The organism is Sphingomonas sp. Leaf357, from assembly GCF_001423845.1.
In the GTDB taxonomy this organism is placed as follows: Bacteria; Pseudomonadota; Alphaproteobacteria; order Sphingomonadales; family Sphingomonadaceae; genus Sphingomonas.
In genome coordinates, this window is sequence record NZ_LMPM01000002.1 from 609,734 (window position 1) to 632,597 (window position 22,864).

General features: G+C 64.2%; 20 protein-coding genes and 1 pseudogene. 8 read left to right on the plus strand and 13 right to left on the minus strand.

Going from position 1 to position 22,864, the window contains the following annotated elements; all coding sequences use genetic code 11:
* Positions 1-721: 721 nt before the first annotated feature.
* The 7 genes from ASG11_RS15895 to ASG11_RS15925 all read right to left on the minus strand — a co-directional run bounded on the left by ASG11_RS15895 (position 722) and on the right by ASG11_RS15925 (position 8,672).
* Complete coding sequence (locus ASG11_RS15895) at positions 722-2,494, minus strand: chloride channel protein (protein WP_055782283.1); 1,773 nt, start codon at positions 2,492-2,494, stop codon at positions 722-724.
* A gap of 36 nt (positions 2,495-2,530) precedes the next feature.
* The gene (locus ASG11_RS15900) at positions 2,531-3,007 is read right to left on the minus strand and encodes a hypothetical protein (protein ID WP_055782285.1); all 477 of its coding nucleotides are present in this window, start codon (positions 3,005-3,007) and stop codon (positions 2,531-2,533) included.
* A gap of 11 nt (positions 3,008-3,018) precedes the next feature.
* Positions 3,019-4,263, minus strand: a complete 1,245-nt coding sequence (locus ASG11_RS15905) for a molybdopterin-dependent oxidoreductase (protein ID WP_201781359.1) — start codon at positions 4,261-4,263, stop codon at positions 3,019-3,021.
* A gap of 106 nt (positions 4,264-4,369) precedes the next feature.
* On the minus strand, positions 4,370-5,521 hold the full coding sequence (locus ASG11_RS15910; protein WP_055782288.1) for a TDT family transporter: 1,152 nt from the start codon (positions 5,519-5,521) through the stop codon (positions 4,370-4,372).
* On the minus strand, positions 5,518-6,390 hold the full coding sequence (locus tag ASG11_RS15915) for a LysR family transcriptional regulator (RefSeq protein WP_055782291.1): 873 nt from the start codon (positions 6,388-6,390) through the stop codon (positions 5,518-5,520). Before ASG11_RS15915 ends, ASG11_RS15910 begins: the two co-directional genes overlap by 4 nt.
* Before the next feature lie 88 nt (positions 6,391-6,478).
* Positions 6,479-7,462 (minus strand): malate dehydrogenase, encoded by a 984-nt coding sequence (locus ASG11_RS15920; RefSeq protein ID WP_055782293.1) that lies wholly within the window; start codon positions 7,460-7,462, stop codon positions 6,479-6,481.
* A gap of 46 nt (positions 7,463-7,508) precedes the next feature.
* Complete coding sequence (locus ASG11_RS15925) at positions 7,509-8,672, minus strand: YncE family protein (RefSeq protein WP_055782296.1); 1,164 nt, start codon at positions 8,670-8,672, stop codon at positions 7,509-7,511.
* A gap of 244 nt (positions 8,673-8,916) precedes the next feature.
* Between ASG11_RS15925 and ASG11_RS15930 the strand changes: the two genes are divergently transcribed.
* From ASG11_RS15930 to ASG11_RS19420, 6 genes and pseudogenes are all read left to right on the plus strand, one after another.
* On the plus strand, positions 8,917-9,396 hold the full coding sequence (locus tag ASG11_RS15930; protein WP_156363837.1) for a hypothetical protein: 480 nt from the start codon (positions 8,917-8,919) through the stop codon (positions 9,394-9,396).
* 23 nt (positions 9,397-9,419) lie between these two features.
* Positions 9,420-9,800 carry a CopM family metallochaperone gene (gene copM / locus ASG11_RS15935; protein WP_236697552.1) on the plus strand — a complete coding sequence of 127 codons (381 nt, stop codon included), beginning with the start codon at positions 9,420-9,422 and terminating at the stop codon, positions 9,798-9,800.
* Positions 9,797-11,215: a YncE family protein gene (locus tag ASG11_RS15940; protein ID WP_055782302.1), complete on the plus strand. Its 1,419-nt coding sequence runs from the start codon at positions 9,797-9,799 to the stop codon at positions 11,213-11,215. Before copM ends, ASG11_RS15940 begins: the two co-directional genes overlap by 4 nt.
* Positions 11,216-11,280: 65 nt before the next feature.
* Positions 11,281-12,393, plus strand: a complete 1,113-nt coding sequence (locus tag ASG11_RS15945; protein ID WP_055782305.1) for a sulfite oxidase — start codon at positions 11,281-11,283, stop codon at positions 12,391-12,393.
* Between the two features lie 269 nt (positions 12,394-12,662).
* A complete protein-coding gene (locus ASG11_RS15950) occupies positions 12,663-13,142 on the plus strand; it encodes a hypothetical protein (protein ID WP_055782308.1) in 480 nt (159 codons plus the stop codon).
* A gap of 334 nt (positions 13,143-13,476) precedes the next feature.
* Positions 13,477-13,626: pseudogene (locus ASG11_RS19420) on the plus strand (UvrD-helicase domain-containing protein); the annotation flags it as partial.
* 510 nt (positions 13,627-14,136) lie between these two features.
* On the opposite strand, the gene ASG11_RS15955 reads toward ASG11_RS19420, so the two are convergent.
* The 6 genes from ASG11_RS15955 to ASG11_RS18480 form a co-directional block, all read right to left on the minus strand.
* Entirely contained in the window at positions 14,137-15,018 is an 882-nt protein-coding gene (locus ASG11_RS15955) for a hypothetical protein (RefSeq protein WP_055782311.1), read from the minus strand.
* Positions 15,019-15,071: 53 nt separating this feature from the next.
* Complete coding sequence (locus ASG11_RS15960) at positions 15,072-15,623, minus strand: hypothetical protein (RefSeq protein WP_055782314.1); 552 nt, start codon at positions 15,621-15,623, stop codon at positions 15,072-15,074.
* A gap of 85 nt (positions 15,624-15,708) precedes the next feature.
* Entirely contained in the window at positions 15,709-16,638 is a 930-nt protein-coding gene (locus tag ASG11_RS15965; protein WP_082472882.1) for an AAA family ATPase, read from the minus strand.
* Complete coding sequence (locus ASG11_RS15970) at positions 16,638-17,252, minus strand: hypothetical protein (RefSeq protein WP_055782319.1); 615 nt, start codon at positions 17,250-17,252, stop codon at positions 16,638-16,640. Before ASG11_RS15970 ends, ASG11_RS15965 begins: the two co-directional genes overlap by 1 nt.
* 79 nt (positions 17,253-17,331) lie before the next feature.
* On the minus strand, positions 17,332-18,147 hold the full coding sequence (locus tag ASG11_RS15975) for a ribonuclease H-like domain-containing protein (protein ID WP_055782322.1): 816 nt from the start codon (positions 18,145-18,147) through the stop codon (positions 17,332-17,334).
* 490 nt (positions 18,148-18,637) lie between these two features.
* The gene (locus ASG11_RS18480; protein WP_168371755.1) at positions 18,638-21,139 is read right to left on the minus strand and encodes a MobA/MobL family protein; all 2,502 of its coding nucleotides are present in this window, start codon (positions 21,137-21,139) and stop codon (positions 18,638-18,640) included.
* A gap of 240 nt (positions 21,140-21,379) precedes the next feature.
* Between ASG11_RS18480 and ASG11_RS15990 the strand changes: the two genes are divergently transcribed.
* Together ASG11_RS15990 and ASG11_RS15995 are read left to right on the plus strand one after the other, a co-directional pair.
* Positions 21,380-22,015, plus strand: a complete 636-nt coding sequence (locus ASG11_RS15990) for a hypothetical protein (protein ID WP_156363839.1) — start codon at positions 21,380-21,382, stop codon at positions 22,013-22,015.
* The gene (locus ASG11_RS15995; protein WP_055782333.1) at positions 22,012-22,809 is read left to right on the plus strand and encodes a hypothetical protein; all 798 of its coding nucleotides are present in this window, start codon (positions 22,012-22,014) and stop codon (positions 22,807-22,809) included. Before ASG11_RS15990 ends, ASG11_RS15995 begins: the two co-directional genes overlap by 4 nt.
* Positions 22,810-22,864 lie beyond the last annotated feature (55 nt).

A 22,864-nucleotide genomic window follows, 5' to 3' on the forward strand; every position in this document is an offset into this window, starting at 1 on the left:
GTCCTTCGAACCTCGCTGCCTAGCGAGACACGCGCCGCACTCGCGGCGGCATCCCGTCCGTCACTAACGGCTTACGACAGAATAGGTCTTCCATCGCAATCAACCGCAGGATCAGTCCCACATGAGGTCGGCATGGAACAAGGTTTCGCGGTTAATTTTAATCGGGGCAAAGCGCGGCATCGGGAGATCAGAAGGCGGGCAACGCAACGCGAGACCTCAGATCGTGACCCCTCTGAGGCGAGGCATCTCAAGATCTGCACGCAATCACGACATGTTGGATCACATCGTCGACCTAGCTTTGGGCATCACCTATGACATCAATCGACGCCAATAACGCATAGCCGCCACCCAGGCACCGCGCAGACCCTCAGCTATGCCGCTATGGCACACTCCGATCAGATCCCGCCCTCGATCACCGTCACCTCAACTTCGCTGGCGCAAAACGTCGACTAGCGCCGAAGGGAGGGCAACGGCAGGACGGAGCTATGGCCTCATGCCTTCTCGTTGTTTCCTCATTGTAAGGCGGATCGCATCGACTACCCAAAGAGGAAGGCAACGTACAGAAAATCCAAGGCTTGAAGTGGTGCCCCACTGAGGACAAATCTGGGCACTCAAATCATTGGAGAATTTCGGTGCCGCGCGATTGAATGAGGCGGTTAGAGGTTGGTCCGCCGATATCTTCGTTGATCGAAACGACCGTCAAGGCAGTCCAGCGTTCCCTTCATCGCTCCCCGAAGAGGTCGCGCTGCGCCTTTTCCAGTTCTTCGGCGTAGCGTCGACGCACGAACGATTCTGACAGGATGCCGAGCACTCGCCGGTCATCGTCGAGGACGGCGAGTTCGTCCGCTCCCGATGCGTCGAAGCGGCGCATGATCTCTGCAATGTCCAACGTCGGGATCAACGCGGCGTCGGTGTTGATCGCGAGCGGACCAACAGGCGACTGGGGATCCAGGTTCTCGGCATAGGCCGCCGGCGTCTGGACGATGCCCGCATAGTGATCATCTCCGTCGACTAGGACAGTCCGGCTAGTCGCCCCGAGCGGTACGCGACGCCTGAACTCGGCGATCGTGGTCGCCGCGGGCAACGCCTTGGTTTCGCGACGCATCATCCGACCAGCGGTCAGCGTCTTGACCCAGCCGACGTCGCGCGCACTCTTGATCGTCTCGCCGCGCAGATGGAGGCGCCAGGTCGAGAAGCTGTAGCCGAACGTCTCGCGGACGATCGTCGACGACACCAGAGCCGCCGCCAGCACCGCGCCCGTCAGCGCGAAATCGTGCGTCGCCTCCAGCACCAGCATCGCCATCGTCATCGGCCCGCCGACCACCGCCACCGCGAGCGCCGCCATGCCGACCAGCGCGGCGTTGCGTGGGTCGACAACATCGTGACCGACGATCGCCGCCAGGCTGCCGGCGAACAGATGGCCGACGAGCGTACCCAGGAACAACGACGCGAAGAACAGTCCGCCACGAAAGCCGAAGCCGAGCGACACGATCGACGCCGCGCACTTGGCGAGGAAGATCGTCACGATGAACGCCAGCGGTGCACCGAGCGCGAGATCGGCGTGAAGTGCGCCGTGGCCTGCCGACAGTACTTGCGGCGATACGAGCGCGACCGGGATCAGTAGCAGGCCGCCGATCGCCGGCCGCGCCCATTCCGGCAGCTTCGCGCGCCGCGACGCGGTCTCTACCAGCGCCACCGCGCGCATCAGAACGATGCCGATCCCCGCACACAGCGCGCCGAGCCCGGCATAGATCAGATAGTGATGCGTCTCGGTCGGCATCGTTGCGACCGAATCAATGACATAGGGCTGCGTGCCGAGAAGCTGCGCGACCAGCGTGCCGGCAAGGGCCGCCGCGACCACGGGGGCGAGCGCGGTCGGCGTATAGGCACCGATGACGATCTCGAACGCATAGAACGCGCCGGCCAGCGGTGCGCCGAACGCCGCCGCAATGGCGGCACCCGTCCCGGCTCCAACCAGATTGCGCAGGTCGGCACGGCGCAGGTTGAAAACGCGACCGGCGACCGATCCGATCGCGCCGCCGAGCTGTGCGTAGGCCGCCTCTAACCCGACCGAGGCACCAAAGCCGTTGGACAGCATGGTCTGCCCAGAAATCACCAAGCTGTCGGGCACCGACATCCGGCCGCCGTGCAGCGCGTTGGCTTCGACCGCATCGACCATCCGCCGCTTGCGCGACCGGGTCGCCCAGGAGAAGGCTGCAAGGACCATTCCGCCGATCGGCAGCACGACGAGCGCGGTCAGCGGCAGCGCCGGCAACGCACTCAGACGCGCGGCCGACGACAGGCCGAACAGCCCATGCTGCAGCGTCCGCGCGATCGCGCCCTGCAAGACGCTGAACAGCCCCGCCCCTGCCCCGACGAGCGTCGCCAGCACGATGAATGCCGCCTCGCTCGCGCGGACGCGGCGGCGAATCCATTTCAGGAACGAGAGTACTTGCAAGGTCAGATGCCTGGCCGGGGATTCGACCCGGCTCATCTACGTCGCCGCAGGAGTATCAGGACAGGAATTTCATCAGCCCGACCCGCCCGAGACGTCCGGCGCCATTTTGGGATCGGGGTCCTGTGCCTTGCCCTTCGCGGCGCCCGGCTGCTTTGCGCTCATGGCGGTCAGGTAAGCGACGATCGCCGGCACATCGGCTGCGGCAACGGGAGCCTTATAGACCTCACGCATCTTGGTGACCTCCGCGGTCCACTGGTCGGTGGACAGTGGTGGCTGGTTCAGCGCCATGCTCGCCGAATGACACGAGGTGCAGTTGGCGTTGATGACGTCGGCATGCGGGCCGGCGGGATATTGCCCTTCGTCGCTCGGGAGATCGACCGAGGTGGACACCAGCGAGAAGCCGCGGGCCGAGACGCTCGGCGGTGACGGCGCGGTCGGAGCGGCAGGCGGCGCGGCGACGCGGCTGTTGGGGGCACCGATCGCGATCAGCGTCACTGCAGCAATGCCGACGACCCCGAAGGACAGCGTGCCGATGGAAGGCGGTTTCATGGGTGCGTTCCTCAGCCGACGACGATGTTGGTGGTTTCGATGTTGCCGCGCATGAACCCGCCCGGGTTCCAGATCGGCGTCATCGGCTGCGCGATGCCGGCTGTGTTCCAGCAGCGCGACATCAATCTGGTCGGGCCCGCATGCGTGAGCGGAACCTGCGCATCCCAGCGGCGGAAACTGTATTTGCCGTGATCCGGGCCAAGCACCGTCTTGTACCAGGTCTTGCCGTTGTCGGTCGACACATCGACCTTGGCGACGCCGCAATCGCCCCCCATCGCAATGCCGCCCAGCGGGATCGACCGGTCGAACGCGATCGCCTGCCCTTCGTCGAGGCTCGTGACCCAACTGCGCGGAATCATCTTGTTGATCGGGACGGCCGGGAAATCCTTCTGGCCAGGCCGCACGTTCGCGCCTGGAGTGTCAGGGATCTTGTACGCCTTGGCCATCCAGTAACCGTCGTCGGGTGCGGCAAGCACCTCGATGTTGTTCAGCATCTTGACCCAATAGGTCGAATACCAGCCGGGTACGATCAGCCGGACCGGGAAGCCGTTGAGGAGCGGCATCTGTTCGCCGTTCATCCCGAAGGCGAGCATCACTTCGCCGTCGCGTGCGTGGTCGATCGACAATGACTTGGCGAAATCCGGTCCACTCGCGACCACCGGTTGGTCGAGCGCACCGAACCGCACCGCAACCGCGCCCGGCTTCACCCCGGCGATATCGAGCACGTCACGCAGCCGCACGCCGAGCCATTTGGCATTGCCCATCGCCCCGTGCCGCCACTGCGCGCCCGCGACGGGCGGCTGGAACAGCGCACGCGAATTACCCGAGCATTGGTTGATCGCCGCCAGCTCGACGCGTGGCAACTTCAGCAGTTGCGCGAGCGAGATCGACAGCGGCCGCGTGACCGCGCCGTGCACCTTGATCCGGAACGCCTCGACATCGATCGCGGTCGGAATGTCAGCCCAGTGCCAGCGGACGAAGAACTGGTCGTTCGGCGTGAAGACGTCGCCATTGAACACGCTCATCGGCGTTTCCAGCAAAGGCGGGTGGATACGCTGGAGGATCATGTTGCCCTTGCCGGGGAACGCACTGGTCATCGGCCGTTCCGATGGGCCACCCGGCAGATGCAGGTCGACCATGCTCTGCGCCAGCGCGGGTGCGGCGATCAGCGCGCCGCTGCCGATCGCGGCCTCTGCAAGAAAGCGACGGCGGTTAGTCGCCTGCGCCAGTTTCGTATCCAGGCTGTCCACCAGCATTCTCCCGTTATCTCATGATCTGTATGCGCGACCTGTCCGCCGGTCTGCCCGGTACGGGTCGATCGGATGCGCCGGTTCGATCCGGCAGGACGATCAGTTCGGCCCTTTAATTGGCTTGGGCGATGCAGGGCGACACGAACAGGTTTCCGCGCCAGCCACCTGCGACCGTCTTGGCCCCGACCAGTAGCCACATCGCTGCGAGCGCCACCGTGAGGACGGTGCCGACGATCCCGAAAAAGCCGAGCTGGAGCGTCGTGCCGAGCTTGAAGGTGGCGACAGTGTAGACGCCGAGCGGGAAGGTGTAGCCCCACCAGCCGAGGTTGAACGGAATGCCCGCGCGCCAGTAGCGGATCGTGATCAGCGTCGCGAGCGCCAGCCACCACAGCCCGAAGCCCCAGAGCAACAGCCCGGCGATCGTGCCGATCCCTTGCGCCACCGCGCCGATCTGCCCCAGGCCGTTGGCGGCGAGGATCGCGGGCGCGTCGCTACCGAGCACCAGCATCCCGAGCGCACCGGTGCCGATCGGACCGAGCGCGAGCCAGCTCGAAGCGGCCATGCTCTCGTGCGGCAGCTTGTGGAGCGCCATCCGCAGGATCAGGATCGCGAGGATGCCGAACGCGACCGGCACCGAATAGGCCCAGAGGACATACGACGTCGCGAGCACGACGAACTGGTGATGCGCATCCGCCAGATGCGGGGCGAGCAGGCCGCCGCTTGCGCCTGCGACCTCGGCTGCGACCACCGGCAGCAGCCAGACCGCGGTCATCGCATCAAGACTGTGCTGGTGCCGCGTGAACATAAGATACGGGATCGCCACCCCGCAGGCGAGCGACATCGCGACGTCGATCCACCACAATGTCTCCGCGATCGGGATCACGCCCGCGCCGAACCGCGGCAGGCCGAAGGCGAGACATCCGTTGATGATCGTCGCGAGGCCCATCGGGATCGTGCCGATGAACATCGACACGGTGTTGTGCCCGAAGATCCGCCGCGCCTCGTGTCCGAACATCGCCCAGCGCGCGGTGTAGAGCCCGGCGAACAGCGTGAAGAGCGCGATGTTTAAATACCACAGCGCCTCGCCGACCGGGTGCAGCGACGGGCCGACGCCCGGCACCTGCGGCAAGGCGAGCGCGAGGATGCCGGTGCCCATGGTTGCGGCGAACCAGTTGGGGGTGAACTGGCGGATCATCTGGCGCGGCGAGTCGAGCCGGCTGAGGGGCTTCAGGCCATCGAGAACGGGTTTCAAATCGGCGGTCACTTGCCAGTCTCCTTGATGAGATCGGTCAGCGCATCGGCCGCACGGGTACGATAGCGCTCTTTGTGACGCAGCGCGTAGAACGGACGCCGCGGCAGGCTGAGCGGCAGATCGTGCAACGTTCCGGCGGCGATCGCAGGTGCGACGACATGCTGCGACAGGACTGCGACGCCTGCGCCGGCCTCGACCGCGCTACGCACCGCCTCGTTCGACGGCAGGGTCAGCGCCACGGTGAGGTCCGACGGATCGACGCCGCGCTGGCGCAACACCTCCTCGAACGACGAGCGTGTGCCAGATCCCTGCTCGCGGACGATCCAGCGTGCGGCGCGGATCCAGTCCTCGTCGATCGTGTCGGCAGCGCGGTCGCTCACCAGCACCATGCGATCGTTCGCAACCGTCCAGTGTGCGAGTGCGGACTCATCGATGACGCCTTCGACGAAACCGAGTTCGACCGCGCCGTCGAGAACGCGCGCCGCGGCCCCTTCGGTGTTGTCGATCGCCAGTTCGATCGCGATCGCGGGGTAACGCGCATGGAACGCCGCCAGCTGACGCGGCAGCCAATAGCCGGCGATCGTCTGGCTCGCGACCAGCCGCAAAGTGCCACGTTCGAGTCCCGCATATTCGGCCAGTGCAAGTTCCGCGCTGGCGGCACGGCCAAGCACTGCGCGTGCGTCGACCAGAAACATGCGGCCCGCTTCAGACAGTTCGATCCCACGGCCGACCCGGTGGAACAGCGGCACGCCGTGCCGGGCTTCCAGCGCGGCGATGGCAGCGCTTGCGGCTGACTGCGTCACATTGAGCGCTTCGGCAGCGCGCGTCATGTGCTCGCGCTCAGCGACACCGACGAAAATCCTGAGTTGTTCCAGGGTCATGCCCGATCTCCTTGCCCCAATGATAGGGAAAGGAGATCAATCGCACCAACCAAAGATTACGGTTATTCCAATCAGATATACCGATTGGTCATTTCAGAATGTCGATTACCGCCTCACGTTCATCGACCAGTTCGGCAATCGTGCGATCGAGCATCGTTCGCTGGAATGGATCGAGGGTCAGTCCTTCGATACGCGCATACCCACCGCTTTTGCAGTACACCGGCACGCCGCACATCAGCCCTTGCGGGATACCATAGGAGCCATCTGATACCACGCCCATCGACACCCAATTGTCGCCTGCCCCGTGTACCCAGTCGCGTAGATGATCGATCGCTGCATTTGCGGCCGACGCGGCCGAGGACGCACCGCGTACTTCGATGATTGCGGTTCCGCGCTGCGCAACGGTGGGGATCAGTGTCTCGCGGTACCAGACCTCGTCTCCGATACGGTCGGCGAGCTTTTGGCCACCGAGTTCTGCATTCCCCCAGTCGGCAAACATCGTCGGCGAATGGTTTCCCCAGACGACGAGCTTTGTAATCGCATCGACACCGACACCCGCCTTGGCCGCAAGCTGTCCCTGCGCGCGGTTGTGATCGAGGCGGATCATCGACGTGATGTTTTCGGCAGGGAAACCCGGTGCGCTTTGCGCAAGGATCCAGGCATTCGTGTTGGCGGGATTGCCGACGACCAGGATCTTGGCGTCGCGTTTGGCCACTGCGCCCAGCGCTGCGCCCTGCGTCTTGAAGATCGCCGCGTTGGCAGCGAGCAAATCACGGCGCTCCATGCCCTTCGAGCGCGGGCGAGACCCGACCAGCATGGCCGCGTCGATGTCCTTGAAGGCTACCATCGGATCATCTGTGATGATCACATCTGCCAGTAGCGGGAACGCGCAATCTTCCAATTCCATGACCACGCCGCGTACTGCGTCCATCGCCTGCGGCACGTCGAGCAGTTGAAGGATAACGGGCTGGTCCGGTCCGAACACGTCACCCTGCGCGACCCGGAAGAGCAGCGAATAGCAAATCTGTCCTGCGGCACCGCTGATCGCGATCCTGACGGGGGGCTTGGTCATTTCGTAAAGGGCTTTCGTTGGGAGATTACAGACGGTGTAAGACCGATCAACGCGCCGCCAGGGCAAGCGCCGCATCGCGCCCGGATGGCACCAGATTGGCGAGACCTTTTCCTGATCGTACGGCACCGGGAACGTAGATCAGGTTTTGCGCATCCGTACTGATCGGGATCGTCGACGCGGTGGTGTACGTCAGCGTGTCGATCGCAGCGACTTTATTGGTTCCGGCCAGGCTGGCATAGATCCTCGTACCATCGCCCGACGGCCAAACCGCGGTCGGAGCCGCTTGTAGCGGGACGGTTGTCACAGCCTCGAGGCTGTCGGTTCTATAGACCTTGATTGCAGGTCGATCGCCGCCAACGCTGACATAGGCAAAGGAATCGTCCGCGCGCTGGGCGAAGTTGACCGCGTCTGTCGCTGGTCCGGTTTTTATCACTTCGCGTACCGCAAACGGCGGTTTGGCAGCAAAGACCGTGGTCGTGCCGCTCTCGCGGCGTGTCGCCCATATCTGTTTGCCATCTGGCGAGACCGCGATTGCTCCCGCACCTGCACCGGTGCTGGCGACGTGTCCGACAATGCGCCGATGCGCGACGTCGACAACCAGGATGGACGGCTTTGCAGTAAGCGACACAAAGGCATAGCGTCCGTTAGGCGACAGGATGGTCGCGCCCACTCCGCCCTTCGCCGGTATGCGCGTGATCTCCCGCGCGGTCTTAGGATCCACTACCGCGATGGCATGCTCATGGCCGAGCGAAACCCAGAGTTCGTGCCCGTTGGGTGTGAAAGCGACGGCGGTAGGCGACGTCTCGAACACGGTCCGGCCTCGTTCCGTGTTCTTGGCCAGATCTACGAGCGTCACGCTTCTCGTGGCTAGTGTAGCTACGGTCCGCCCATCACGCGCCGCAGCCAGGCGCTGAACGTTCGGGCTGGAAAAGCTGGGCTCAGCCATCCCGCTCTTGGAGAGGTCGATCCATCCCAGTTCGTTGCCCGCTGCAGGATCGATGACAACGATCTTCGTCGATGTAGGGTCAGACACATAGATCCGGTCATGGTGGCTGACGTCGATATCAGCCTTCGACCACGGTGCCTGAACCGCATTGATATCGTAGGCAAAGTCGTCCGCGGCGGGCTCGGCCCAATAGGCCTGAGCGATCGCCGGGACTGGCGCTACGGAGGCCAACATCGCGGCAACCAGAACGATCGCAGCTTTCATCGTTTGATCCTTATCGCGGACCCGGCGGGTGATCGTGCCGGTCCGATGCCGCTAGATCGACCGATATGTCCCTCGCGTCCAACGCATGGTCGCGATGATTTCAATGCGAAATCGCAATCATAGATCGGCGACCGTTCTTTTTAAATGATCGGAATGACCGTAGTTATGCGTTGGACCGACCGCCCCGCCGCGATCATCTACACCGTCACGCTCGGCATCCATCGAGACGCGCGGAGACTTCCTCATGGCAACACAACCGATCTACGATCTCACTCCCGAGACACTCGTTGCTTCTAAGCCTGTACGTCGACATCTCGCAATCGTGCCCGATGTGGGCAATTATGACGAGCTGGAAAGGGCCGCTCCAGGCATCGCATCGCGCGGCGTCCATCCTGCCACGTTGGGACTGCTCGTCGGCGTGTATGCAGCCATGTTGCTGACTTTCTGGACCCTCTTCGCGCGTGATGCAGCTACGGCACTTGTCCTGACGGTCGTGTCAGTCTTCATGATCCTGTATTTCGCTCTGATCGCAGGCGGCGTCGTACTCGCCGATACTCCCGCCCCCGGCGAGCATCTCCGCTCGTTTCCGGAGTTCATCAAGGGCCCGGTCGATATTCTGACGGGCACGATCACAGGGCGCGAAGCGGCTGTACAGATGCTCTTTCTCCCGGCCTGCATGGCCGTGCTAGCAACGATCATCGGCATCATCACTCGCGTGTCGTAAATGGTATGACTAGGGGCATGACGATGAAATCACGCACGACCTTGCTGATAGCGATAGCCTTGTCCGGATCGACGGCCGCTATAGCGCAAACAGACAGCTTCGCGTCCGCTATGGATGCGGCGATGATGCGGATGCACGGCGCGATGATGACCGGTTATTCGAGCGATCCCGATCGCGACTTCGCAAGGATGATGATTCCCCATCACCAAGGCGCGATCGACATGGCCGAAGTCGAACTGCGCTATGGCAAGGACGAACGCCTGCGCCGACTCGCGCAGGGAATCATCGTCGAACAACGCCAGGAAATCGCGGTGATGAAGGGCATCCTATCCGACGACGGCGCGTTGCCACCTCATACTGAACCGACCGCTACTGGTCACCCCCATCACGGAGACCGTCCATGAGGCGTTTCACCCTAACCGCCTGCGCCGCCTTGTGTTTCTCGGGCCCTGCGTCTGCACAGCAAGTGCCGAACGCGATCCCCGACGTCCCCGTCAGCACACAGGACCGGTTCTACACCTCGGACCAGTTCTCCAACACCGTGTCGGTGATCGATCCATCGACCAACACGCTGCTCGGCGTCATCAAGCTCGGTGACCAGACCCCCGCGAACCTCAGCCCGCTCTACAAGGGACAGCTGCTCGTCCACGGCATGGGCTTCTCGCCCGATCGCAAGACGCTGGCGGTAATCTCGATCGGCTCGAACTCGGTGACGTTCATCGACACTGCGACCAATGCCGTGAAGCACACGACCTATGTGGGCCGATCGCCGCACGAAGCGTTCTTCCGCCCCGACGGTCGCGAAGTCTGGGTCGCGGTGCGCGGCGAGGATTATATCCAGGTACTCGACGGCAAGACCTTCGCGCCGACCACGCGCATCCCCGTCCCCAACGGCCCCGGCATGACGATATTCTCGCCGAACGGAAAATACGGTTACGTCTGTTCGAGCTTCACACCCGAGACCGTGGTGATCGACACCGCCTCGAAGAAGATCGTCGGTCGCGTCAAGCAGGCGAGCCCGTTCTGCCCTGACATTGCCGCGACGCCCGATGGCAAGCAGGTCTGGTTGACGCTGAAGGACGTCGGCAAGGTCATGGTGTTCGATGCCAAGCCACCGTTCGCGGTGCTCAAGACGTTCGATACTGGCGCCATCACCAACCACGTCAACATCGCCCGCACCAAGAACGGCCAGTTCGCCTATGTGACGGTCGGTACCGAGAACGTCGTGAAGGTGTTCCGCACCACCGACTTTGCACAGGTCGCGAGCATCCCGGTCGGCGCGCTGCCGCACGGCTTGTGGCCGTCGGGCGACGGCACTCGGATGTATGTCGGGCTGGAGAACGCCGATGCGGTCGCGGCGATCGACACGGCGAGCAACACCGTCATCGCGACGATTCCGATCGGTCAGGGGCCGCAGGGCGTAGCCTATGTTCCCGGCGCGGTGCCGAGCGGCGACGGCAAAACGAACCTTGTGCCGCTCGCGCAGGCAGGCATGAAAGTTCAGCTGACGCTTGGCGGGACCGGTCAAAGCCAGGTGACGCTCTTCGACCAAGGCCAGGTGCAGATCCTGCAAGCCGCCGTCGCCGGGCTCATGCCCAAGATGCCCTATGTCCTCGGGTTGTCGAACCGTGCAGATGGCAGCGGCCCGATCCAGCCTCTGGCGAAGTTCATGACCAATCCCGCCGGCAGCGCGATCGTCAATGCGATCGGCCCGCTGCGCCAGGTTGTCAGCGAGGCCAAGGGCGACGTGCGTCGCTACCTCGTCGTCGCTCCGGGCGATCCGATGACGATCGGTGCGGCGGTGCAGGTCCAGAAATAGCTATCCTTCGATGCTGGCCGTATCCTTCCCGACGCCGGTGCGTTGGGCAGGAAACGGAGTAGATCATGACAGTACTCGCTCGCGCCGAACGGAACCTCATAGTGCGGTGTCTCGATCCGCTGAACGCGGAGGCGCGGCCGGAAAGCCTCATCGCTTCGTTCCTGACCCCACAGGCGCACTTCTACATCCGCAGTCACGGGCCGATACCGGACCTGCCCGTGGACCATCGGATCGCGATCGACGGTCTGGTGAATCGCCCCGGATGGTTCAGCGTGGCGGAACTGCAAGCGGCGTTTCCCGTGCGGACCGTCGCGGCGACGATGCAGTGCGCGGGAAATCGGCGCGCGCATCTTCAGGGCGTGGCGGAAACGTCGGGCGATCCGTGGGATGTCGGCGCGATCGGCAATGCCGAATGGACCGGCGTATCGCTTGCCGACGTCCTTGCCGCTGCGGGCATCGGCGACGGTGCGGCATTCGTCGCGGCGACTGGTGCCGATGAGGTCGATGTCGATGGCGACAAGGCGCCGTATGGCGCGTCGATCTCGCTCGCGAAGGCGTGCAGCCCGGACGTGCTCCTCGCCTGGGCCATGAACGGTGAGCCGCTCGCGCCCGAGCATGGTGCACCGCTACGGCTCGTCGTTCCAGGCTATGCCGGCGTGCGCAGTCCCAAATGGCTTACCAGGATCGAGGTTCGGGACCGCCCGTCCGATGCTCCAATCCAGGCGAAGGACTACAAGCTCTTCCCTGCCGACGTCGCCAAAGACGACGCCGATTGGGACGCCGGAATGACGATCGAGGAGATGCCCCTGAATGCGGCCATCTGCTCGCCGGTGGATGGTGCCCGGCTCGATGTCTGTCGCTGCGTTATCCAAGGGTACGCGATCGCTTCCGGGCGGGCGGTATCGCGGGTCGAGATCTCGGCGAATGGTGGAATGGACTGGATTCAGGCCGTGATCGACCACCCGCCGGGGGCACCGTGGAGTTGGTCGCAATGGGAGGCGGTGGTCGATCTCGTACCAGGAATTCACGTGTTGGTCGTCCGCGCCGTCGACGGAGCCGGGCAGATGCAACCAGAACAGCCTAATGCGATTTGGAATTTCGCTGGCTATCTGTCGACGGCGTGGCACAGGGTCACGGTGACGGTTGCGAACGGCGCGGAGACGCTCAAGGATAGGTAAGGCCCTGAATAGACGGCGATGCCACGGCATCCTTCCGATTTGGGGAGCTCGCACCACACTAGCCGCATGCCTTGTTGCTTGCGCGACAGGAGAGGTCGGTTACCCGATCCAACGCCGCGCAGGTTCCTGGCGCCGAGTGTCCTCGTTTGCGAGGGCGCGACGGAGGTCGGGCTTGTGCGTGGACTGGATTTATACTGGACCGAGGGTGGCGGTCGCGCGATCGGCAGCTGTGGCGTGGCGTGGCACTGGCGGACGGAGCCAGATCGAACATGCTGCAGCGCGCGCTAACCTTCGCCAACGCGGGATATCGAACCGGCCTGGTCCACGATTCTGACACGGAACTTGACGCGGCTGAGTTGGCCGCGCTCACCGCCGCTGGCGTGACCCGGTTCTTCTGGGACGAGCCGAATATGACCGAGATGCAGATCTTCGCCTCCATCGAAAGAGACGGCGTCGTTCCGCTGCTCGACATCGCGCGAGAGTGGAACGGCGAGCTCTCGGTGAACGACCAAATTCGCGCGAGAAAGGCGGGGCTAGAGGTTGATGACGGGTCCCTCGGCTTTACAGTGGAGGAACGCGGTTTGCTCGGAGCCGCCGCAACGAAAGGCAAGTGGTTCAAGACCGTGAGCTATGCGGAGATGGTGGGCCGAGACGTGGTCGGCCCGCGCATCGAGGCGAGCGCCGGAACGCTCGTCGCGACGTTGCATTCACTGCGCGCTTGGATGGTGAACGGGGACGAGGCGGTCTGACGTAACGCTGTTCCACCTTCCTTCCGGGTCGATTATCGCCCCCGCCGGCTGCGGCAAGCCACAGACGATCGTCGACGCTCTCGCCGAACACGACGGCGCGCCGGTGCTAGTGCTGACCCAAACCAACGCGGGCGTCACCGCCCTGCGACTGCGGCTGAACCGCGCCGCGGTCCCGTCGACGCGCTATAGGCTCGCAACGATCGACGGCTGGGCCCTAAAGCTGATCAGTCTTTATCCCGGCCTCGCGGGCCGCCGTAACGGTGACGGCGTGATCGATTATCCGGCGACCCGCGGCGCTGCCGTCGCGATTGTGGAGAGCGGGGTGCTCTCGCCGGTGCTACGGGCCATCTACGGTCGTTTGGTCGTCGACGAATATCAGGACTGCTCGGCTCAACAGCACTGGCTAATCCGCGCGCTTGCGGCGGAATTGCCCTCTCCCGTGCTCGGTGATCCCCTGCAGTGTGTGTTCGATTTCAACGGCGCCCCTACCGACTGGACGCTGGACGTGCTGGCGGCCTTTCCTACCGTCCTACAGCTAGATGAGCCGCACCGCTGGATGAATGCGGGTCAGGAGGAGTTCTGTCGATGGCTACTCGACATTCGGGAACCCCTTCTACGCGGCACTTCCATCGATTTAGAGAACGCGCCGGCTAATCTTCGCTGGCAGGTATTCCCCGCGGACGTCGGGGAAAGGTTGCCTGCGCGAATGGCTGCAGTGCTGGCGGAATCGGAGAATTTTCTACCGGACCACAAGCTGATGGTGATCGCTGACTCCCAGCCGGTGAGCACGCGGTTGGACTTCGCGAGAGCAACGCGCGGGATGCAGGTAGTTGAACCTGTTGATCTGAAGGACATGATAGAGGCTGCCGCGAGGATCGACGCGACCGTCGGCGTCGCTCGTCTGAACGCCGTCATCGGCTTCGTTCGAGATACGATGAAGGGGCCAGCGTGGTCGTGCGGCAACGCCGGCCCCTTCGCCAAGTCCAAGGCAGTTTCAGGCCGCGTCCTGCTCCAACCATGGTGCCAGGATCGCCGCGTCGTTCGCAGCCTTCTCGAACTTGGCCGTGAACCGCCGTTGCCGATGAGCATCGAGCGCGGCGATGTAGCCGCGACCTTCACGCAACTGGATAACACGACGCAGGATCCGGTCTTCGACCGCATCCGCCTCGGCCCGCGGGTCGGTCAACCTGCGCCACCGGGCGAGCAGTAGTGCCGTCGAGATCACGTCGATCTCGCACGCGCTTTGCACATCGTCCCATCGTCCAGTGTAGATCAGGTTCGTGACCGCGAATGGCGGGCAGGTCAGCTTGCCCGGGATATCCATAACCGCAAGCACCTCGGCCAGATGGATCGGCTTCATGCGCATGCCGGCGGTATATGCACGCGCCAGATCGAGGTGGCGGTCCTTGTGAAAGCCACCGTTTGCCAGCCAGCGCCAACCGTGCGGCAGGGTCAGGCCGTGGCGCATGCACCCGCTGATCATCAGCGGCAGGTCATGGGCAAGGCCCATCCAAGTGCAGATTTCGGCGTCCGCAGGTGCCTCTGACAAGACTTGCAGGATGCCGGCGAGCACGTCTCGCTCGCTGTGATCCGGCGCAGACAGCGTTACGAAGCGCTGCACGTCGATGCCGCCCTGCGAATCCTCGACGAGCACCATCATCGCGGCAGTCGTAATCGTCTGGAACGGCCACCTGGGGCACGTCAGCGGGTCTTCGCTGCGCTGGTACCCGCGCCGGATCGGCTTGTCGTCAGCGGGAACCCACCGTTCCATCTGCTGGTATCGCTTGTGAGCGGTGTCGTCGATCACGGCCGACTCAATGTCGAGCACGATCCAGGAACGCGGACCGCGCGGGGTGGTGATGGTGTCGATCTTCATGATGGTCTCCGAATTGGGTAATCGGCGGGCGCAACGTGCGCCCGCCGGGGATTTCACGAGAAGCGGATGGGGGCGTCGATGGGCGCGTTCGATGCGGCCCAATCGCCGCCGAAGGGCATGAAGCGGTTGCCGTCGAGGAGCTCGGCGTCGCGGCTTTCAGCAGCCTTGTGGATCCGCATCGTCGCGAGACGCACACCCCGCACCAGATGCTGGGGCAGTCCCGGACCTCGCTGCAACAAGCCGCGATCGCCGACCCAGATCGTCATCTTTTCGCGGGGCGACACAAAGGCGAGCCGATCCTCTCCCCATATGAAGGCTTGGCAGTCGCTGATGACATCGACCGACAGGACGTCGCGCAGGACGACTGTGTAGCCTGATGGACGCTTCGCCTTCGTGTTAGCCCAATGTGCGCAGATGACGTCGCGGTCCGCCTGCTGGGCGAGCCGCGCGAGTTCCATGCCACGTTGAACGCCGTCGAGGCCGGTAGCGCAGAACAGGATGCTTTCTAGCGCAGGCTTAAACGTCGGCACGCCAGCGAGCTGCCGCAGAGCAAGCATCCAGTTCTGGTGCCGGGCCTGCATCGGCAAGGTCTTGGTCGTCGTCATATCATTACTCCATTGCGTGACGGCCTGTCGGCCGAAGCATTTTTCCATCTTCCATGGTGCTCATCACTTTCCCTCCAGAACGGGATCAGTTGACCGTGCGGGGCACGTGTCGCGCGGACACCGCCACCAGCGTCTCGATCGCGCGGCGCAGGCGGCGGACCGAGCGGGTGTTGCGAAACAGGCGCAGCAGTGACGCCTCGGCAGCGACCTCAATGTGCGGCAGCGCCGATGGCGGCAGTCCGGCGTCGCGGGCGACTGATCGCCAGAGGTTGGCGAGGACCAGTTCGGCATGCTCCGGCCCGGGGCCGGCCACCTCGACCACATCGACCCGTGACAGCAGCGGAGCTGGCAGTCGATCTATCCGGTTAGCGGTCAGCACCCAGTTGACGTGAGACAGGTCGATCTCAACGGCGAGACAGCCGTCGAAGAAGCGGGCGGCGGTCGACCGTTCGAGCATACCGCGCAACGTCGCGACCGGATCGCCGTTGTCACCGCATGCTACCTTCTCGACCTCGTCGATGACGACGACGGGGTTGGCGGTGCCGGTCCGCAACATCGTCATCGCCGGCAAACATGGCTGCGTATGGCGAAATCCGCGCGGGTTGCCTGCCAGCTCGACGTTGGAGTTCACCCCGGCGAACGACAACACGGCGTCACCGCATCCCGACAGCGCGCCGAGGCGCCTCGCGAGGTGGGTTTTGCCTGCACCCGGCGGGCCGACCAGCAATACCGGCCGCAACGACAACCATGGCCGCCCCGCCCATAGGCTGAACGCCGCCTGGTCGGCGATCCGATCAATCGCGGCTGTCATCCACGGCGCTTCGGCCCTTAGAGCTGCTGCGATGCGCGGTTCTTTGTCCTGTCGCGCCCGTGTCAGTGTCGATGCCCCCGCCAGCGGCAATGGCGTGGTCAGCGGTTCATACAACGTCGCGATTGATGTCATCCACTCGGCGCCGTTGCCCTCGCTGGGAATCGAACGACACGGGCGGATGTATGCTTTGCCGTCGACAACCATCACAGCCGCACCTGTGCGTCCGGGGTGGAAATCCAGGCTTCGGTCGCGGCAACCAGCGACTCGCAATCCTCGCGGCTTTTCAGCCACAGCCGCCACGTCGCTTTCACGCGCGCGGCGAGATGTTCGCGGATCGCACCGTGGTGGCCGGTTCGGTGGGCCTCGGCCAGATCCGCCCGTGTCATGGGCACGAACGGGATGCCGTTCGCGTGCGCGATCGCATCGAACGAAGTGGCGCCGGTGCCCCCGTAGGCATCGGCCACGTCGATCACCTCAGCCTTAAAGACCATATCCAGCTCGCGCAGCATCCTGGCCGCCGCGATCGTATCGCGCGCGGTCTCGGCAACGGCGATGAGCGAGGGCACCACGATGTCCTCCCCACGCCACAGCAGCAGTCGCTCCGGCGGGATGTGAAAAGCGTCCGCCAACCAGGATATCGTCTCGGCGGGGTCGTCGGTCACGGTGGTACTGTGCGCGGTCAGATCGAATCCTAGGCGACCGAACCTGTAATGGCAGGTCAGCATGGCGGCGCCGACCAGCAGCGTACGTGCGGGACGTTCCCCCAGTGCGAACTGGTGGATCCAGGATGTGGCGAGAACGACGGTGTCGGTGGGCATGGATATTCCTCAAAACGAAAGCGGCCCGGCCATCACGAGGATGACCGGGCCGATGGTGCGTTGGTGGCGCTGGCGGTGTTCAGGCGGTGGCGAAGGCGCGCTCGTCCTCCTCTCTCCGCAACCTGGCGGTAACTCGTTCCAACGCAGCGGCGACATCGGCGTGCAGCGCGCGCGGACGGCACCAGCGCATCAACTCGCAATCGACAAAGGCCGACAGGTGCGCCAGGTCCGGTGTTGCTTCAATGTGCCGAGCCAACGCCGCCATTGGTCGCGTCACCAGCGCCTCGGTGGCGGCGCGCGACGCGGTCCACGCGAAATGCAGGCACATGGTAGCGACCGCGTCTTCCATTACATAGCGGCGGATGCGTTCGGTTTCGCCGGCTTCCCATAATGCTGCAACATCACCGCCCGAGACGTCCGTCTTCACCGGGATGCCGACTGCATTGCACAGATCTGCCAGCCCGACCTTGCGACCGAAGGACGAATATTGGTCGGCAAGATCGGCATGCTCGCCGCCGAAGCGAGGCGCCGCAGCGTGGTCGGCGATCGCCTTCAGGTTCCACAGCCTTGCCCGCTGGGCGGCGAGCCGCAGGACAAGCGCGTCGAACTGGCGACCGTTATAGCTGGTCACGACGTCCACCGCCGCCATCCGCCGGTCGGCCTCGCGGATCAGATCGGCCTCTTGCGTATCACCGGACACGACCAGCGCGGCGATATCAAAGGTCCACTCGCCGCCCCGGCTTCGCGCTTCGGCGAATCCGGCAGCGACCGGCATGTGGGTCGGCCACGGCGGGAACGATCCGTCCGGCGTCTGCGGCGCGATGGTCTCGAGATCGTAGGCCAGCACCGCGCCTGGAGCGCGCGTGTGGTCCGGCAAGCGCAGGGATGCGCGCATGGTTCACCTCATTCATGGAAGCGGGGCTCGCCCGCGGGACGATCAGAGCGCCGGGGCCGGCGCGAAAACGCACCTTTTCCCTTCAACACCCTGATCGCAGACCCCGGTCGCCAGCCGGCTTTTCCATCGATTGCACAAGCGAAAGGCAACTGCGCGGGGCAATCTCAACGCGCCTTTAATGCATTCATTGTCATAACTGCAGGATGCAGAACACGGCGCATGACGCAAACGCAGACAACGATGCCCCGCAGAACCCTTATTTCAGCCCGACTCTAGACCATCTGGAGCGACGTCTCGGCGTGCCGGTGCCGTCAGACCAAGTGGCCTGCCGCGACTGTCCGGCGTCGATCTGGTATTGGGACGAGCAAGAGAATCTGCTCTGCCGCTGTTCGGCGATGCACATGATGACGTGGGGCGCGGGCGAACCGCCGATCCTATTTTGCGATGGCCGGGAGCAAGCAGTTGCAAGGATGATCGCAGAACGTGCGTCTCAGCGCCCCTGACCGCGATCCGGCGGGAACGGGCGTTTCGCTAGATTAGATGGTGTTAACGCGTCCTTCGTTTCACCCGCCATGCCCGACGCGGGCTGCATTTCGGCCAATCCGCCACCCTTTTCCCAATGCCGGGTCAAGGTATCGCGTTGGGCGGCCGCGAGGGCGAGGATCGACTGCCGATCCGCCGATGCCACAGGCATTCGCGGCCCCGGCCTTGCCGGACCGACACCCCGACGCGCGGGCACGCGTTCGGCGGCCACGGGCACTGCCGCTTGCGGCATTGGCGTCCGCTCGGTCCGAAGTGTCGCCGCGGTATCGGCAAACGACCTTTGCAGAGCGGGTTGGTGACGCCATAGGTCGGCGATGCGCCGCAGGTCGGTTGGTGCCTTCGCCGACAGCGTCCATCCCCCGGGTTCATGAACGGCATCGCCGGCATGGATGGCAAGATGGCCGGCCAGACGCGATATCTCGCCATTCTGACGATCGGCGATCTTATTCAGCCTTGCCTGTGCATCACGCGACATGATGGTGCTGTGCGCAATGCCGAAGCGGGCGAGAACGGCATCATCAACAACACAACGGTCATCATCGTCGAACGCGATCAGGATACGCTCGGCTTCCACAGTGTTCAGCATGGCGTCGAGCGCTTCGGTTGCCTCGTGTGCGGCGACGTCGCGGAGCGCGTGCGCCTCGCGCTGCTGACGCTCTTCTTCCTGCTCCTGCCGCAGGCGCTCGGCTTCGACGCGCTGCCGTTCGAGGCGATCTCGGCGCAGCCGCTCACGCTTGGCCGTCGCTTCGGCCTCCCGGCGTTCGAGCAACTGGAATATCTCCGCGAGATCACGGTCGGCCGCATCGCTATCGAGCGCATTTTCCTGCTTCGGCAGTAATATCCTGCGGTCGGCAGGACTGCGCACGCCCCCGATCGACAGGCTGATCCCGCGCGAGACCGCTGCTTGCGCCACTAGGCCGGCTAAACGGCCTTGCGTAGAGATGAGCGAAGGAGACGGTGTCGGCGTTATAGCGGCGACGGACAGCGCGGGCATGGAATCGAGAGCGCCTCGATCCACGACGTTCGGAATTGCCCCGAGCCGATGCTGTCGAAGGCGCACCGCCGAAACGCTCGGCATTGACGTGATCGCAGATACCGTCGTTATTGCCGCCATCGCGGGCACCGTCGCGATCGGCCGGACGATCGATTGCAAATTTGCAACTGACAGGGCCAAGGGCGTGGGCAGCGCATCGTGGCCGATACCAGCCGCGGCTTGGGCAACGTTGCTGATCACCCACACTGACCGGAGCGGCGCGGCGATCGACAGAGCCGGCGCAGTCGTCATAGCGATAACCAATGGTGCGGCACGTTCCTCAACTCGATCGATCAGTGCCATACCGGCCGCTGCCGCCTCCTGCGCGTGCCGCAGTTGCTCGTCGAGCAGCGCCGCTTCGCCCGCAAGGCTTTTCTCCCAGTTGCGCTCGTTGACGGCGTCCCTTTCACCACGGCGCACCCGCGCGGTTCTCGCAGGCCCGAGATGCTTCTGCGCCGGGTTGGGCAACCCGCGTTCGGTATTGGACAAGGCGGTGTAGCGAATGTTGAGCCCTGCCTCCTGCACTACCTCCGTCTGCACACGCGCGTACAGATGCCGCATCACCTCGAAGGCTTCTGGATTGTCGATCTCGCGCCGCATCATCTTGCCGATGTCCCACTCGTGGTCGCCGGTACGAACGAGAGGACGGGTCGAGGACAGAAGGTGCAGATGCCAGTTGCGCTGGTCGCCCTCTGCCGATGGCGGATGCAGCGCCAGTGCAAACGGGAGATCACGGTCGCCAAATTGCTCCTCCGCGAAGCGCTGGCCGATCTCAAACATTCTTTCGATACCGCCGTCCATTTCCAGCAACTGGTATGGGACGTTGGCGATGGCGTGGAACAGCACCTTGGCGCCAGCCTGCGCCTCGCGATTGAACATCTCGACGGCTTCGAGAGCGGCGACTGCCTCCTCGACCGTATCGCCGACGTTGGACTTGAACAGGATACGGCCATCGGCCGTTTCATGCGCACCCCGCCAAATATAAAGCGTCGCGCGCCGACCTACCCCTGCCTTGGTCCCATGGCCGTAGTAGCGTACGCGGAAGAAGATGCCGGCGCGTCCTGCGCGGTCGATAATCTGGCCGGAGTAGCGCGGCAATTGCGATGCGGCGGCGAGCCAACCGCTCCGCGTTGGCCGGTGAGCCTGCGGCTTGCGTTCGATCACGGTCCGCGGTCGGTCTCCTGGTTGGACCCGGATGCGCTTCCACAACGCCCGACTACGCCGGTCCGCTTCGCGCAATTCCTGCTGCAATCCCCGCTCCGCGTTGCGGTATTCCCGAGCTTCCTGTTTCTCGGCCTTCCGAGCCCCTCGGATGATCTTCGCGAGCGCGCCGGTCCGTTTGCGCACGATCCGGTGAGCCTCGGCAGCGCTGACCGAGGTCCATACCTCACCGGAATTGCAAATTTGAAATTCCACTGCGCGAATCCGTAAAAACAATACAGGGGGGGTGTTCATCAAGGCACGGGAAACGTGGCGCGATGCTTTCAGCGAGCTGAAAGATTTATTTCGCCAACACCCCCTCTTGAACTTCACTATCTTACCACCTGACGCCTGCCCCCTCAATGTCGCTACTTTTCCATTTACCGCTCAGTGAAGGGGGGTCCGGTAAATAAAGTCGCGCCGAACTGGTTGATGGCTCCTGAAAGGAGCCAGACCATGCATGATGACAGCCAGTCGACCGGTGTTGCCAGAAAGACCATCGATATGCAGGGCGAAGTAGCAGGGAGTGCGAGCGAGGCCACGCTCATCGCGCGCCATACGACCAATGCGCTCAGGCGGCGGGCTCTGCTCGCGGCCGGCACGACGCTGGTCAAGCGTGACCCCAAGGACATCGCCGGAGCCATCGCGCTGGGCTTCGTCCTGCGTGGTCGCGGACTGGGCGCTGCCGACAGCTGGCGGCTAGATGGCCTGCTGAGCGGAAGCGTCGACGAGCTGACCCGGCGCCTGACCGAGGCGGCGCACCATCTGCCCGGCGGCGATGCCGGCGCCGTGCTGGTGCGCGCGATCGACCTTGCCGCTGCCGAACTGGCGGCGAAAGGCGAATACGCGGCGTGGAAGCGCCGCGCCGACCGCTATTTCAAGGAGCATGACGCGTGGCTCGCCGCCGACGAGGACATGCGCCTCACCGGTGCCTGGCGGCAGCGCCGCATGACGATGGGTCAGCAGGATCTGATCCGCGCGACCTGCGCACTGTGGGAAACCGATCTTCCTGGACATCTGCTGCGCGGCAGCGCGCACGACTGGCTCGACGCCGCGCGCGCCAACCTGCGCTACAAGGGACTGGGCGCGTGACGACGACCTTCGGCTGGACCGACCGTCACGGTGTCACGCACGACCTCTCCACCCACGACGACATCGAGCGCGAGCGACAGGAGGTCAGGCAGGAACTGCTCGATCTGCGCGCAACGCTCGCGAGTGCCGATGACGCCGTGTTCGTGGCGGCGTACGATAAGGCGGCGGCGCTTGGCGAGCGGCTGATGGCGCTGCAGCAGGACCTGCAGTGCTTCATCCGGCACGAGGCGATGCGCGCTACGGCGATGATCGCGCAGATCGAACTCGACGCCGCGTTCCTGCGCAGCCTGCACCGCAGCTACGAGCAGCGTGAGGCATGCGGTGACGATCCCGCGGCCTTGGCCGTGCCTCCGACGCCTGACCAGATGTCGGTGCTGCGGCGGCAGGCGATCCGCGAGGGCCGGGAGGCGATCATCCCTTCCACGTTTGGCGAAGCGCACGCCCTGTTGTTCGCGCATTCGGCAACCCGCCGGGCACCGCTGCCGGTGAGAGCGCCCGGTTTCGAATGGACCGATCGCGACATGCACTATCATCAGGTGCGTGACCTGCGGCAGATCGAGCGCGAATATGTCGCGCTGGCGAATGACCTCTCGCGCCTTCGGCCGCAGCTGGCGGCCGATGTCCCGATCCGGGACGCGATCAAGGCGCTGGAAGCAGGTCGACTCGCGGTGGACCGGGTGTCGATCCTAGAAAGGACCATGACCCGATGGACCACGCACGTGATCGCTGTTGCCCGCAGCAACTTCATGGCGTTCCTTGACGAGCTGGAGAAGTCCGATGGCCGCGATGTCTAGCACCAGCGCGCTGCGCTTCCGGCAGCCGCCAAGTCATTTGATGGCCAGCGTTGCC

What these genes read in the sequence shown, in the direction of transcription:
- copM (WP_236697552.1), top strand. Translation starts at nt 9,420, where the DNA reads ATGAAATCACGCACGACCTTGCTGATAGCGATAGCCTTGTCCGGATCG.
- ASG11_RS15930 (WP_156363837.1), top strand. Translation starts at nt 8,917, where the DNA reads ATGGCAACACAACCGATCTACGATCTCACTCCCGAGACACTCGTTGCT.
- ASG11_RS15925 (WP_055782296.1), bottom strand. Translation starts at nt 8,672, where the DNA reads ATGAAAGCTGCGATCGTTCTGGTTGCCGCGATGTTGGCCTCCGTAGCG.
- ASG11_RS15975 (WP_055782322.1), bottom strand. Translation starts at nt 18,147, where the DNA reads ATGCGCGCATCCCTGCGCTTGCCGGACCACACGCGCGCTCCAGGCGCG.
- ASG11_RS15960 (WP_055782314.1), bottom strand. Translation starts at nt 15,623, where the DNA reads ATGACGACGACCAAGACCTTGCCGATGCAGGCCCGGCACCAGAACTGG.
- ASG11_RS15990 (WP_156363839.1), top strand. Translation starts at nt 21,380, where the DNA reads ATGCATGATGACAGCCAGTCGACCGGTGTTGCCAGAAAGACCATCGAT.
- ASG11_RS15920 (WP_055782293.1), bottom strand. Translation starts at nt 7,462, where the DNA reads ATGACCAAGCCCCCCGTCAGGATCGCGATCAGCGGTGCCGCAGGACAG.
- ASG11_RS15970 (WP_055782319.1), bottom strand. Translation starts at nt 17,252, where the DNA reads ATGCCCACCGACACCGTCGTTCTCGCCACATCCTGGATCCACCAGTTC.
- ASG11_RS15965 (WP_082472882.1), bottom strand. Translation starts at nt 16,638, where the DNA reads ATGGTTGTCGACGGCAAAGCATACATCCGCCCGTGTCGTTCGATTCCC.
- ASG11_RS15915 (WP_055782291.1), bottom strand. Translation starts at nt 6,390, where the DNA reads ATGACCCTGGAACAACTCAGGATTTTCGTCGGTGTCGCTGAGCGCGAG.
- ASG11_RS15945 (WP_055782305.1), top strand. Translation starts at nt 11,281, where the DNA reads ATGACAGTACTCGCTCGCGCCGAACGGAACCTCATAGTGCGGTGTCTC.
- ASG11_RS15940 (WP_055782302.1), top strand. Translation starts at nt 9,797, where the DNA reads ATGAGGCGTTTCACCCTAACCGCCTGCGCCGCCTTGTGTTTCTCGGGC.
- ASG11_RS15955 (WP_055782311.1), bottom strand. Translation starts at nt 15,018, where the DNA reads ATGAAGATCGACACCATCACCACCCCGCGCGGTCCGCGTTCCTGGATC.
- ASG11_RS15900 (WP_055782285.1), bottom strand. Translation starts at nt 3,007, where the DNA reads ATGAAACCGCCTTCCATCGGCACGCTGTCCTTCGGGGTCGTCGGCATT.
- ASG11_RS15895 (WP_055782283.1), bottom strand. Translation starts at nt 2,494, where the DNA reads ATGAGCCGGGTCGAATCCCCGGCCAGGCATCTGACCTTGCAAGTACTC.
- ASG11_RS15950 (WP_055782308.1), top strand. Translation starts at nt 12,663, where the DNA reads ATGCTGCAGCGCGCGCTAACCTTCGCCAACGCGGGATATCGAACCGGC.
- ASG11_RS15905 (WP_201781359.1), bottom strand. Translation starts at nt 4,263, where the DNA reads ATGCTGGTGGACAGCCTGGATACGAAACTGGCGCAGGCGACTAACCGC.